Below are 14,133 nucleotides of genomic sequence, written 5' to 3'. Positions count from 1 at the left end.
CGACTGGTGGGCGGCAGTTGCTCTGAAAGAGCAATGAGAGCCCACTCGGTTGAACTAAAGAAGGTCGCTCCAAATCGGGGCGGCCTTTTTTATTTGATAATCCTTTCGGCGCGGCGTGAGATTATTCGTCGAATAATCTCGGACCCAACCTGGGAACTGAAGAAAGCCATCCAATAGGGGCGGCCCTTTCAATAGAGGAGCGTTCGCGTATCGTTTATTGATCGCTGATTGTGCAATCTTAATCTGTTGCCCACATCTTCCAAAACCTGAACACCCACCTGTGTTCCGAAACAAGAAACGCGGAGCGCGCGTTTAGCGAACCGCAAATACCACGGGGAGATGTTCATGTTTGGTTTTGAATTTCTGAACTACGGAGCACAAATCCTTCACAGCAAGGATCTGGACGATATGCGCGCCGCTATTCTGAGCGATGATGAACAAGAACTAGATTGTAAAGTGAGCGACTTTTGCCGCGAACGTAAGCGCTTTGGACGCGCGCGGGCTGACTGCCCTCAGCGACTGACTGGTTAACTCCAGGACGGATACGTTCAGACCTGCGGTACCCACGGCTCACGGTCGACCATGCGATCTGCCTCGGCCGTGATGTCATTCATATGCTGCTCAAGGCTCACGCGCAGCGCTTCGATCTGCTCTTCACTCGCTTTTCGCGGAACCGGGTCGGTCCATTCGCGGCACAGGAATACGCCTTCGTTGCGCCAGGGGCGCGGCATCAGAAGGCGATCCCAGGTTCCGGCTTCGCGCCCATATCGTGCGGAATAGGTGATGCCAAAAACTCGCTTGCCTGACGTGCGGGCCCAGACCAGTGGGACAGTGGACGATACCCGTTCGGGGCCGCGGGGGCCGTCGGCGGCGATACCGATTGAGATGCCCTGTTTCATCTTGCCCAACACCTCGCGCGACAGGGCGACATGGCGCTTGCGGCTGGACATGGCGATGGTGTCCATACCAAACAGTTTCTGCACACGCCCCACCATGCTGCCCGCACGCGCTGCTGAGGTGATCGAGCAGATACGGCCCTTGTCCAGAGGGAAGAAGTAAGGTGATTGCGCCAGGCGCTGGTGCCAGAGCACCACGATGACCGGTTCGCCTTGCTCGGCCAGTTGGTCCAGCTCTTCGTAACCGATGCGTTGCCAGCGTGTGGTGCGATGGACCAGACGGATATAGCTTGCGATCCGTCGCGCGACCCAGTTCAGTACGGCTTCGCTGTCGGCAATTTTCTTGCGGATGCTCAAGGCTGTGGTCCTCCTGACTGGCCGAGCTTTGTCTTAAAGAACTGCACGCCGGGCGCAACTTTTTTGTCAGCGGGTAAACTGGGCGTAAAAGTAAAAAAGCCTCTTGAGTCCTCTGCTTCACTGGCATATCTGATGGCGCAGCCTAGGGGTATAGCTCAGTTGGTAGAGCGACGGTCTCCAAAACCGTAGGTCGCGGGTTCGAACCCTGCTGCCCCTGCCATTTCCCACATCAATGACAAAAAACCGCCGCATGGCTGCGCCATATCCAAGTTGCCCGTATATGCAATTTACTTGACGTATCGGGACAGAAAGAAAAAGCTTGAACAAGGCTGCGGGACACGCCATCAGAAGAATCCACCTAACGTATTAGAGTCGCTGGGCTTTTGTCGAAGGTGGGGAACCTGACCGGGTAGGGGAACCCGGAGGCGAGCGGGGACACGGGGAAAAATGACTGATCTCGACGTATACCTTGAGGAAATAGGGCTGTCGAAATACGCGCCCGTTTTCGCGTCGAACGAAGTCACGCGTGCTGATCTGGCGCATTTGTCGGAACATGATCTGATTGATCTGGGCTTGCCGCTTGGCCCACGGCGCCGCTTGATGGCAGCGTTGGGGCGCGCGCGCGACAACAACCCTGCGCCAGTTCAGGGCACCGGTAAGATTGTAGCCGAGAGACGGCAGCTGACTGTTATGTTTGTCGACCTTGTGGGCTCGACTGCTCTGTCCGAACGTCTGGATCCGGAAGATCTGGGCGAATTGCTGCGCCGTTTCAAAGAGATCTGTTCTACGTCAGTTGCTCGATTTGGTGGGCATATAGCCAGCTTCATGGGTGACGGGGCGATGATTTACTTCGGCTACCCCCACGCGCTTGAAGATGCTGCGGCGCGCTCGGTTCATGCGGGCCTTGATATTCTGGGCGAACTGGGGCGGATTGAAGGTCAGGAGCAGCTCAAGGCGCGGATCGGTGTGTCGACCGGACTGGTGGTTGTGGGCGAGATTCATGGTGAAGGGCTCAAGGAACATGACGTGGTCATGGGGCGTACACCCAACCTGGCAGCGCGTTTGCAGGGGCTGGCCGAGCCGAATACGCTGATCATCAGCCCATCGACGCGTCGACTGATCGGCAACGCTTTTGACCTGCAGGATCAGGGCTCATTTGCCCTCAAGGGTTTTTCAGAGAAGATTCAGGCATGGATTGTTACGGGACAGGCCCGGATTGAGCGGCGTTTCGACATCATGCCCGATGCCGGTGCCAGCCGGTTGGTGGGCCGTCAGGCCGAGTTCCGCAAGCTCAATGACAAATGGAATGAGGCTCGTCAGGGGGCCGGCCAGACGGTACTGATTACCGGCGAGGCGGGCATTGGAAAATCCCGCCTGATCGAAGGGCTTAGCCAGCAGGCTCAAGCGCAGGAGACGCTGCGTCTGAACTTTCAGTGTTCGCCCTTCCACGCCAACTCGGCGCTTTACCCGATTATTCAGCATCTTGAACGTGCGGCAGGATTTGCGACAACGGACAGTAATGAGGAAAAGCTTGCAAAGCTTGCCCACATTCTGCGTCATCACTCGCCCGAGCATCAGCGTCTGATCGCGGATCTGTTGAGCGTCGATGCGGACGAGATGTTGGGGCCGCTTGATCTGCCGCCACAGATCAAGCTGGAGCGCACGCTTGAGGCCGTGACCGAGCAGCTGGCCGCATTGGCGCGTGAAAAACCGGTATTGCTGCTGTTTGAGGATGCGCATTGGGTGGATCCGACGACATTGACCCTGACCGACCGTGTGATCGAGCAGATCAGAGAGCTGCCGGTGTTGATCGTCGTCACGGCACGGCCCGGTTTTGATCCCGGATGGGGGCTGCATCACAATACCCTCCATGTGCCTCTCAAGCGCCTGACCAACCGGGATGTGGCCGAGATCGTGACTGAAGTTGCGGGTGGCAACGTGGTGCCTGCCGAGGTCTGCGATCTGATCGCGGCCAAGACTGATGGTATTCCGCTTTATGTGCAAGAGGTTACGCGTGGCTTGCTGGAATCCGGTCAGCTACGGCTGACGGATCAAGGATATGCCTTGCGCGGGCCGCTGCCATCGCTTTCGGTGCCCAGCACGCTGAAGGATTCGCTGATGGAACGTCTGGACCGGCTAGGCATGGCGAAAGAAGTGGCGCAGACCGGGGCGGTGTTCGGACGGCAGTTCTCGATCGCACTGCTGGCATCGGTGTCAATCCTGTCACCTACGGTTCTGCAAGCGGGTCTGGACCAGTTGTCTTCGGCGGGAATTATCCTGCAAGCGCCGGACGCGACCGAGGACGAGTTCATTTTTCGCCACGCGCTGATCCGGGATATGGCCTATGACAGCCTGCTGCGCACGGAACGGCAGGTGCTGCATGACCGCGCGGCGGGTGCTTTACTGGAAAACCAGCCGCAGCTGGCGCAGACCCAACCCGAAGTTCTGGCACAGCACTATTCTCTGGCCCAGCGCACAGACGAAGCTGTGTTGCATTGGCAAAGCGCAGGGCGTCGCGCCATCGAACGCTCGGCTTTGGCCGAAGCCTTGACACATTTGTCGACGGCGCTGGATCAGTTGTCGAAAGTGCCCAAAAGTCGCGAACGAGACGTGCAGGAGATCGATATTCAGATCCTGCGCGCAGGTGTTCTGCGATCGACCAGCGGTATTTCCGGTGATGCTACGGGCGAGGCCTATGGCCGCCTGCGCGAGCTCTGCCACCGTGCCGAGCAGACTGAGCGGCTGTTCCCTGTTCTCAACGGTCTATACGCCTTTCATCTGGTGCGCGCCGAATACCGGCTGGCGCAGGAGGTGGCGGCGCAAATCCTTGATCTGGCGGCGGAGAGCGGCAAGACCGAACACCGCATGGTCGGGCACCGCGCCATGGGGGCGGTACAGTTGCATCTGGGAAACCTGACCGAGGCGCAAACACATCTGGAACAGGCCTGGGCGCTGTATGATTTTGATCAGCATAGCCAACTGGCCTATGTTTATGGCACTGATCATGCGGCGATCACCTCGGCGTTTCTGGGAACGTGCTATTGCCTGATGGGGCGCCATCAGGAGGCGTTGCAGGTGCAGCAGACGGCGTTGGATTGGGCCAAAGAGCTTAAGCATGCGCATAGCGTGGCACAGATTCTGGTTTACATGTGCAAGGTCCATCTGCTGGTACGTGATATTCCCGCATTGCTACAAGACGTCGAGGCCCTGTCGACCTTGGCCGAGGAGCATTCGCTGCAGTTTCTGGGAACCATTGCGCGTCTGTGGCGAAGTTGGGCTCGGGCGGTGACAAGCTTTGACCCCGAGCATATCGATGACCTGCGTCAGGCTTCGGAAGACTGGTGGTCGGTCGGGGCTGGCAACTACAAAAGTTTCTTCCCCTCATTGATTGCGGAGATCGAAATCAGTGCCGGTGATCTGGCCGCCGCACAACAAACCATGGCGCAAGCCACACAGGCTTTGCACAAGACCGAAGAGAAATGGGCCGAGGCCGAGCAATTGCGGATCGAGGCCGAACTGGTTGCGAAAACCGGAGGTGACCCCGAACCCTTGCTGCTACGTGCAATCGAAACGGCCCAGCGACAAGGCGCTCGGCTGTATGAATTGCGCGCAGCTGTTGCTTTGACGCAGTGGCGGCAGCGCAGAGGCGAGCCCGCGGGTGGGGTGCTTGATGCGGCGCTGTCGCATTTCGGGCAAAGCGCGGCGGATCAATCAGACTTGCAAGACGCGCGGGCTTTGATGGACACAACCACTTGACCGAAGGGGTCCATTGCTGCCAGCTTGGGCCTCGGCAGATATGGGATGATACCGAAATTTTATCATAGTTGCGTGGGGATATCCGTTTCCACGCCGCCGGTTCATTTGGTGTGAGGAGACCCGATGAAAAAGATCAGCAAAACCCTTCTGGCTAAGGATATCGTGGCGCAAAGCCGTACCGATCTGGCGCTGCGGCAATATCACTCGATCACGCCCGAGCAGATACGCGACTTTGAGAAGAAGCTGATTGGAACGGTCACCCTGCCCACCGACGCTGATTACAACAATGACCGACAGGTCTGGAATCCGGCTTTTCAGGACTATCCCGAGATCATCGTTTATTGCGAGACCATTCAGGACGTGCGCACCAGTCTTGCTTTCGCACGTGAGCATGATCTGTGGGTGGTGGCGCGGTCCGGGCGGCACAGTACGGCGGGGTATTCGGTTAACAATCAGATGGTGCTGGACACCAGCAGGATCCGCTATGTGACCGTCGATCCGGATGTTCCGATGGCCTATGTGGGGCCTGGCACGCCGTTCAAGATGCTGAACTCGGTTCTGAATTCCTATCACCTGCATGTGCCCGGCGGGGCGTGTCAGGATGTCTGTGTAGCGGGTTTCATGATGGGCGGAGGTTATGGTTTTACATCGCGCCGGTTCGGGATGGCTTGTGACAACGTCTTGGGCGTCACCGTGATGCTGTGGGACGGCAGCATCGTGGTTGCCGACCAGGATACGAACCCCGATCTGTTCTGGGCAATCCGGGGCGGGACGGGCAACAACTTCGGCATCCTGCTGGAGATACGGTATCAGCTTCACCCGCTCTACAAGGTCTGGGGTTGTCATATCACCTGGCCGCTGGGCAAAGCCGCCAAGGCGCTGGAGTTCCTGCAAGCCAACTATATGAGCACTTGCGAGGATGACAGGTTCGGCGCCTATATCTTTCTGGCCTATCAGGGGGATAAGAAGGTGCTGCTGCTGTCTGCGCTTTATGATGGGACGACCGAAGAGGGAAACGCATTCGTTCAGCCCTTGCTCAGCGATGAGATCGGCGGCGAGATGGATGAGGGTGACCAGAATTATGGCACCTATCAGGAAATCAACTCGTGGCTTTACGACGACAAGTACGACATTCCCGTGGTACCCGATCAGGCCCGTGAGGACAAACAGGCCGGATACATCAAACGCCAGCTCAACGCGGCTGAATGGCAGCGCGTTGTGGATTACCTCGACAGCACGCCGAATGCCTATGGCGCGGTTGCGATCGAACCCTATGGCGGTGCGATCAACCGGATGCCGCTGGGCAAAGAGGGCAATGCCTTCATCCACCGTGATGTGTCGCTGAACTTTTACGTCGATGTGTTCTGGGTATCAGAAGAGGAAAAAGAGATCGTCGTGCCCTGGCTCGACGGGTTCATGAAGCTGATGACCGAAGAAGGCTATTTCATCGACCGGGTCTATCAGAACTATCCGCGTCGGACACAGTTGAACTATCGCTGGCAATATTGGGGGGAGTATTTCAACTCACTTCTATTCGTGAAGCAGAAGTTCGATCCGAAGAATTTCTTCCACTACCAGCAGAGCATTTCTCCGGTGCCCGACGATGCGCCGCCGGAAATCATCCGGGACACGTCCAAGTCGATCTTCGATGACTGGACGATAACTTATGAGACATATTCGAACCCCTGAAAGCAGGGGCTGCCATGGCCAAACGGGGAGGGCCCAGCATGGATACGATTCAGGAGATTTTCTTTCTGCCACCCATTGCGGTTGCCCGTTTGGGGCCGGGTGAGACACCGCTGGAAAGCTATGAATGGCAGCAGGACATGGATGCCCATGGCAACAACAAGACGGTCATCCGGTCGAACATAACCCTGCGCGAAGTCGAAGATGGCAGTGTAACTGCCTACCTGCCCGATCCCGATACGATCCGCTTTCGCGACGAAGGCGGTGCGCTGCGTCCGGTCGCTCCGTTCTTCGAACTATGGGCGAAGATGCATGACGCCGAAACGGGAGAGGAATATGAGACACCGGTGACGCTGGACCTGCTCGACGATCAGGGCCTGTCGCTGCAGAACGTGCGATATTCCGTCACCGTCGGGAACACGAAGGCCGAGCGCCGGACCGGCGATGCGGCTTGCGGGTTTCGCGCGCGGGTCGAGATTGCGGGGCAGGATTTCACCCCGAAACCGCTGCTGGCTTTCAGCCCGTATACCTCTGAGCAGCAACCGATGGTGTATGAACACAACCCGATCCCTCTGGGCTCGATCCGTGTGATGCATCCGGTTCACGGTCAGGATGAACCGGTTGAAGGAGAGTTCATCGACCGCAGCATCCTGCGCCTGCGGTTCATGCCCCCTAAGGGTGAGGTCTATGGCCCGCCGGATGCGGCCTATGGCCCGGCGACGCTGGCGGTGCCGGGGTACCAGAACGACCCGCCTAAATCGGAATATGGGCGCATCCACGAAATCGTGCCCGAACAGAACCGTATTCTGAACCCCGACACGCCATGGTCGAAATGGATCATGATGTCCGGCACCTCGGACGATCCCGAGCCGCATGACAGCTATGATGGCGCGCGCGTCGGCAATGACCAATCCTGGGGCGTGGCTGATGACACCAGCGATGGCGTGATAGAGGCGACTTTGGCCGTGCGCGGCGAACGTCTGACCGCGCGGGCGCAGATCATGACCGGTCCGCCCGATTTTGCGCCTGATGCGCGACCTTTCTACAGCCTTGAGGATGATCTGGCCGACCGCGATCTGTCGCTGATTTCGGTGACCAAAGACAATTACCGGCAGGCCAAGACCGAAGTGGTCGACATCTTCCGCCGCGCGTTTGAGACCAACAGCCTGATCAATCTCGACGATATTCGGGCGCAGGGTCTGAAGGACAATGCCAAGCTGCAGGCCAAGACCGGGATACCCGTGACGCCGGGTCTGCCGTCGACCGATGCGAAATCCATGACGGAAGAGGACGCGAGGCCGCCCGACAAGATCGACGAACTGATCCGGCCGCAGCCGATCTCGGTCTTTTCAAATTCAGTACCCAATGACCGGCTGCCCTATACGGTGGCCACAAAATTCGTGCATGAACAGTTGATTGACGAGGCCAACCTGCTGGATTTCCTGCGACGCCGCCCGGATTTCGTGAAAACGCTGCTGCGCCCGCCCTATGGCATCCTGACCGAGCTTGAGACCGACCCGAACCCGGATCAGGCCCCGAACCCAGATTTCCGCGATCCGCGCATCATCCGCGACTCGATGCATGACGCTCGGATGCCGCCCTATATGCGCGATTCCAACTACTACCCGCTGTCTCTGTCGCGCAGGCAGTATCATCTGGTGATCTCGTTCATCGACTATCTGGTTGCACAGGAATCGGAGGCTCAGAATGTCTGATCAACCCGGCCAAATCCGCGTCAAACCCCGCAATCTGACTGCCCGCGTGGCCTATAAGGTTCCGGGCAACCCCGACAACACGCGACTGGACGGATCGGTGGGCAATTGCTTTCCCGGTCTGGAAATGGATGTGCGTAACCTCGACCGCCGGTTCTTTCCCGGTTTGGTGTTCAACGCGGTGCGCGTGCCGCTAAACCCCGTGCCTGAGGCGCCGAAGAACTCGCAGGGCTTCCATCTGGTCTTCGTCGATTACTTCTATGACCCAATGCTGCCCGACAACAGCCCCGAAGACTGGGTGCAGACCTTGCTCGAGGCTTATAGCGGCGACATCGGCGCAGAGCTTAGCCAGGGGCGCTGGTTCCTGTCCTGGGTCGAACAAAGCGGCAAGCGTATTACTTTCAAGGACGAAGATGGTAAGCCCTATGACGGGCTGATGATCTGGCGGTTCATCCGCAGTCTGGAACACGGTGATGACAAACCGGTTAGCATCGCGTTGGAGCGCCGTGATCACGAAGGTGAAGTGGATGCGGAGCAGGTTGTCCTGCACGGTTTTCGCCGCCAGTACCGGACCGAGGCGGGCGCGTTCAATGAAGCCTATGATCCCGGTGAACTGACGCAGAGCCTGTGCAACCCGTGGTCCCATGATTTCCGCGATTGCGGCTGCCACTACTGGCCCTCAAACCACCCCGATGTGGTGATGGCTGAGGTGGCGCACGACGATCAGCTGCCCTCGGGCCAGTCGAAGAACCCGATTGAGGCCGAGACATATCTAGATTGGCTGCGCTCGGATAAGTCTCCGTCCGGCAATGTCGCCGCGCTGAATACAGTGGAGCAGAACCGCCCCTATCAGATCGACCACTATCAGGTGAACCAGATGTGGAGCGAGTTGCCCATAGTGGTCGAAGGCCGCGAAACGGGCGAAGTTTATGAGGTTGATCCTGAGTTACCGGGTGTTGAGCCCTATGACTCACCTGAGGAGATGATCAAAGACCTCAAGACCCGTCTGGCTGCGATGGAGATGACGCTGAGCCTGCAATATCTCTATGCCTATTTCTCGCTGGCCGACCCTGAGACGGCGGACACCAAGAAATGGCCGACGTTGAAGGATGACTTGATCTTTGCCCGCCGTTCGGTTCTGGAGGTCGCGATTGGCGAGATGACCCATATGCGCTGGGCGAACCAATTGCTGTGGGAGCTTGAGCCTGAGGGCTATGAACCGATCTTGACCCCGTCTGAAACCCTGCCAGCGGGTAAAGGTAAGACGCAGCCCCGCGCGCTGCGGCCTTTGACCGCCGAGGCGCTTGCGGATTTCATCGAGATTGAGCGTCCCGGCGGCTTTATCGACCGCGCTTATGCGCAATGTGTGGCAACGTTGGAGCAAGAGGACTTGTTCCCTGAACGTCGTCTTTATGCGCTGGCGGTGCGGATCGATACGGACGGAGATGAGCATTTTCTGCGCTTCAGTCAGATGAAGGATGTTCTGGCCAAGTATGACACAGGCGAGGGCACACCGGCCTATCTGCGCCAGATCGAGGTCGGAACCGAAGCAGAGGCCAAAACGGCACTGGATCTGTACGCCAAGGTCAAGGACGGGCTTGCCAAGGCATATACGCTTGAAGCCGAAGGGAAGCTGGAAGAGTCTCAGACCTATATCCAGCAAGTGCGCGACGACATGAAGCTGTTCCGGGTCGAGGGCGAAGCACTGGCCGCCAAAGGGATCGGCATTCCGTTCTGGACGGAGGGCAAGGCGTGATCTCACCCGCCGCGCAGGTGCATTTTTTTGACAGCGGGCATGGGGATCACATGCTGGCCGTCGATGGCTCGCGCGTATTCGATGTGCCGGCGGGAACGGCGGGCCGGTTCGCGGCGATGGACAAGACTGGCCAGAGCGCTTTCCTTAGTGCAATGGGTCTGGATGGTGCGCCGTTCATCGACGACACGCCACCTCAGGGCATGCCGGTGCGGTCGCTGTCGCTGGCCGTGGCGCAGAAATGCAATCTGGCCTGCACCTATTGCTATGCGGCGGGCGGAGAGTTTGGCGGCCCCGCGCGGAATATGGATTGGGAAGTCGCGAAAGCCTCGGTCGACCGGCTGGTGGCCGAAGCCGAACCCGGCGTGCGGATCAACCTCGCCTATCTGGGCGGCGAGCCCCTTATCAACCGCGATCTGGTGCAGCGTACTACGGAATATGCGGTGGAGCAGGCGCAGGCAGATGGGCTGAGTGTTGGCTTCTCGATCACCACCAATGGCACCTTGCTGCGCCCCGAGGATGCGGCGTTTTTTGAAGCACATGGATTTGCCGTCACGATCAGTCTGGATGGCGTGGGCAAGGTTCATGACAAGCTGCGTCCCAATCGTGGTGGGCGGGGCAGCTTCGATACGATTTTGAAGCGGGTTGAGCCGCTGCTGGCCGCGCAACGTCGCATGCAGGTCGGCGCACGGGTCACGGTGACACCGCAGAATATGAATCTGCCCGAAACACTTGAACGCTTCGTTGGTATGGGCTTCCATTCCATCGGCTTCTCGCCAATGCTGGCGTCGCCCAATGGCCAGCATGAGCTGGACCGGAACGATCTGGACGAAATGCTGACCCAGATGATCCGCTGTGGTGAGGTGTTTGAGGCGGCGGTGATCCAGGGACGGCGCTATCCATTCTCGAACATGGCGGCGGCGATGCAGGAAATCCATCGCGGCACGCACCGCCCCTATGCCTGCGGCGCGGGCGGTGGCTACTTTGGCGTGTCTGCCGATGGCGGTCTGTTCGCCTGCCACCGTTTTGTCGAAGACGAGGCCGGGGCGATGGGCGACGTCTACGACGGCCCTGACTTGCGGCGGGAAAACTGGCTGGCAGATCGACACGTACACACTCAGTCCCCCTGCAACACCTGCTGGGCGCGCTATCTGTGCGGCGGCGGCTGTCATCACGAGGTCATCCATCGCGGGCGCCCCGCCTGCGATTACATTCGGGGTTGGCTACATTATTGCCTGCAGGCATATGCCCGCCTGTCCGAGATGAGACCAGACTATTTCGGCACACCCGCGCGGGCGGCCTCTGCCTGATCAGATGGTGATAGAGACCGAAATCTGCGTGATCGGTGGCGGCCCGGCAGGTAGCGCTGCTGCACTAAGGCTGGCTCAGCTGGGTCGCCGCGTTTGCCTGATCGAGCGACAACCTTTCCCGCGTCAGCATGTTGGCGAGTCTCTGCCCCCCTCGATCTGGCCGATCCTGAACCTGCTGGGGGTCGAAGAAGCCGTTACGCAGGCCGGGTTTCTGCGCGCCAACGGTTCGGTCTTGCATTGGGCCGGGACGTTCGAGCGTCGGGGCGTCGATGGTGATTACCCCGGCCTTCTTGTAGATCGGGGCCAGTTCGACGCTGTGCTGTTACGTGCTGCGCAGGCGGCGGGTGTTCAGATCGTTCAGCCTGCCCGTGCATACCGCCCGGTGCGAGGGCGCTCTGGCTGGGAAGTGCCGGTCCGCACCGACGCGGGTACCTTTCAGATCCGGGCGCAGATTCTTCTGGACGCCGCAGGACGGCAAGCCGGGTTGAGTCGCCGGTTTCGCAATGCCTCGCGGCCATTATTGGCGCTCTATGCCTATTGGCAGGTGTCGCCGGGCTTCGGTCCACAAGCGCGGATTGAGGCTGGGTCTTCACACTGGTATTGGGGGGCTCTTTTGCCCGGCGGGCTGGTCAATGCGATGGTCTTTGTTGATCCCGATACCTGCAACGGGCTGTCGCCTGCAGGTCGGCGCGACCTGTATCTGAATCTGCTGGCACAATCGACCCTGCTGTCGCCCTGTCTGGAACAGCGCCGGATCGGACCGGTGCGGCGCGCGGATGCAACCAGCCGGGTTGAGACAACGCCACCGGCGCGCGACCTGCTGAGGATTGGAGAGGCCAGCTTTTCGGTCGACGCTCTGTCGTCGCAGGGGGTGCAACTTGCGATGGGGCAGGCGGTGCAAGCCGCGGCAGTGGTAAATACGGCTCTGGAGACGCCTCAGCACGGCGAACTGGCCTTGTCCTTCTATGCTGACCGCCAGATCGAACGGGTGCAGGCCCACGCCGCGCTATCCGCTGATTTCTATGCCCGGCAAAACACTATCGATCCCGCGCCTTTCTGGGCTGAGCGCGCGCAACCGCTGGACTGGTTAAAGCCGCCCCAGTCGGACCCGAACCCCGAGATGTTACACGACGATCAGATCTTGACCCTGTCCCCGCAGGCAAAGCTGATCACGTCCGGCGTACAGACCGCCTCTCGTATCGAGCTTGGTGTTGTCGTCACTCACCCGAACCTCCCACGGCCGGTTGCAAATCTGGAAGGCGTATCCCTCGGCCCTCTGCTAAAGCGACTGGATGGCTCGGCGACCGCAGTGGATATCACCGCCTGTTGGTCGGACGCCCTCGATCCCCAGCGTGCGCTGCGCCTTCTGCGCTGGCTCTGGTATCATCGCATTCTGATCCCTGCCGCTGATCGGATGTAATCACGGTTTCCTCTGCGCGCCGAATGGCATAAGGTTCGCCGCAACGCCAACCGCCAAGATACAAGAGGTCGCATGTCGCGTTTTGATGGGTATTTCCTGCGGCAATTGCTGGTGCTGTTTGGCTTTTTCACATTGGTGCTTGTAGGGGTCTTCTGGATCACCCGCTCAGTCAGTCTGTTTGATCGTGTGATCAGCGGCGGCCAATCGGCGCTGGTGTTTCTGGAATTCACGGCCCTGACCCTGCCGACACTGATCCGGACGGTGATGCCGATGGCCGTGTTTGCTGCGGCTGTCTACGCAACCAACCGACTGAGCCGCGAGAGCGAGATGACGGTCATGCTGGCCACCGGCTCCAGCCCATGGCGGTTGGCGCGGGCGGTTTTGATGTTCGGTCTCTGCGCGGGGCTCATGATGGCTGTGATCAGCGTGTTTCTACGGCCCGCCTCGGTCGAGCAGTTGGAACAGCGGCAGGCTGAAGTCGCGGGCGACGTGACCGCGCAACTGCTGAACGAAGGTGAGTTTCTGCACCCCGCGAAAGGTGTGACCGTCTATATCGGGGATATCGAACTGGACGGCACCCTGCACGAGGTCTTTGTCTCGGATCGTCGGGACGAGGCCAATCCGGTGAGTTATTCCAGCACCACGGCCTATCTGGTTAATCAAAGCACAGGTATCCATCTGGTGATGCTCGATGGCGTGGCGCTCAGATATGATCAACAGGGCAACACGCTGTCATCGACCCTGTTTCAGGATGCTACCTATGACATCTCGGAGCTGACCAGAAATACCGATAGCAGTCTGCGCAGCCGCGAGGCGATTCCGACAATTGAATTGCTGCAGGATATCGAAGCCGTCGCCAAATCAGACGAACATTCCGTGGGCCAGCTGGTCGAAGAACTGCATCAGCGGTTTTCTTGGGTGGCCATATGCATAGCCGTTGCGCTGGTGGGGTATTCGGCGCTGATGCTGGGCAGCTTCTCGCGCTTTGGTCTCTGGCCGCAGATTTTCGGAGCCTTCACAATCCTCGTGCTGCTTGAAGGGGTGCGAGGTTTTGTTGCGCCCGTCGTGATCGGCAATCCTCAGCTCTGGTTTCTGCTCTATGTGCCTGCGCTGATCGGCGTCGTTTTATCTATCCTGTTTCTGTCTGTCGCGGGGCGTCCTCTGTTCAGACGAGCCAACCGTGGCGGTACGCCTGACGCCGCAACGGCCTGACGTCTGAGGGTTTATCGCGTCGACGAGTTGC

The 14,133-nt window shown here is 59.1% G+C and carries 9 protein-coding genes and 1 tRNA gene; 9 read left to right on the top strand and 1 reads right to left on the bottom strand.

Annotated elements, in window-relative coordinates; genetic code table 11:
- Positions 1-345 precede the first annotated feature (345 nt).
- Entirely contained in the window at positions 346-531 is a 186-nt protein-coding gene (locus ACR0AZ_RS19910) for a hypothetical protein (protein WP_480470655.1), read from the top strand.
- Between the two features lie 17 nt (positions 532-548).
- Here ACR0AZ_RS19910 and ACR0AZ_RS19905 read toward each other — a convergent pair whose 3' ends face one another.
- On the bottom strand, positions 549-1,253 hold the full coding sequence (locus ACR0AZ_RS19905) for a lysophospholipid acyltransferase family protein (RefSeq protein WP_480470654.1): 705 nt from the start codon (positions 1,251-1,253) through the stop codon (positions 549-551).
- Positions 1,254-1,397: 144 nt separating this feature from the next.
- On the opposite strand from ACR0AZ_RS19905, the gene ACR0AZ_RS19900 reads away from it, so the two are divergent.
- The 8 genes from ACR0AZ_RS19900 (at position 1,398) to lptF (ending at position 14,102) form a co-directional block, all read left to right on the top strand.
- Positions 1,398-1,473: transfer RNA gene (locus ACR0AZ_RS19900), tRNA-Trp, on the top strand.
- A 227-nt stretch (positions 1,474-1,700) separates the two neighbouring features.
- Complete coding sequence (locus tag ACR0AZ_RS19895; RefSeq protein WP_480470653.1) at positions 1,701-5,009, top strand: adenylate/guanylate cyclase domain-containing protein; 3,309 nt, start codon at positions 1,701-1,703, stop codon at positions 5,007-5,009.
- Positions 5,010-5,132: 123 nt separating this feature from the next.
- On the top strand, positions 5,133-6,698 hold the full coding sequence (locus tag ACR0AZ_RS19890; RefSeq protein WP_480470652.1) for an FAD-binding oxidoreductase: 1,566 nt from the start codon (positions 5,133-5,135) through the stop codon (positions 6,696-6,698).
- 38 nt (positions 6,699-6,736) lie between these two features.
- Complete coding sequence (locus ACR0AZ_RS19885; RefSeq protein WP_480470651.1) at positions 6,737-8,410, top strand: hypothetical protein; 1,674 nt, start codon at positions 6,737-6,739, stop codon at positions 8,408-8,410.
- Positions 8,403-10,163, top strand: a complete 1,761-nt coding sequence (locus tag ACR0AZ_RS19880; protein ID WP_480470650.1) for a ferritin-like domain-containing protein — start codon at positions 8,403-8,405, stop codon at positions 10,161-10,163. Before ACR0AZ_RS19885 ends, ACR0AZ_RS19880 begins: the two co-directional genes overlap by 8 nt.
- Positions 10,160-11,470 (top strand): radical SAM protein, encoded by a 1,311-nt coding sequence (locus ACR0AZ_RS19875; RefSeq protein WP_480470649.1) that lies wholly within the window; start codon positions 10,160-10,162, stop codon positions 11,468-11,470. Before ACR0AZ_RS19880 ends, ACR0AZ_RS19875 begins: the two co-directional genes overlap by 4 nt.
- Before the next feature lie 4 nt (positions 11,471-11,474).
- Positions 11,475-12,890, top strand: a complete 1,416-nt coding sequence (gene qhpG, locus ACR0AZ_RS19870) for a flavin-dependent monooxygenase QhpG (RefSeq protein WP_480668115.1) — start codon at positions 11,475-11,477, stop codon at positions 12,888-12,890.
- Positions 12,891-12,962: 72 nt separating this feature from the next.
- Positions 12,963-14,102, top strand: coding sequence for an LPS export ABC transporter permease LptF (lptF, locus tag ACR0AZ_RS19865; protein ID WP_480668114.1), 1,140 nt, complete (start codon positions 12,963-12,965; stop codon positions 14,100-14,102).
- Positions 14,103-14,133 lie beyond the last annotated feature (31 nt).

It is taken from the genome of Ruegeria sp. BE3 (assembly GCF_056538865.1).
This window is presented reverse-complemented; position numbering and strand designations above follow the sequence as displayed.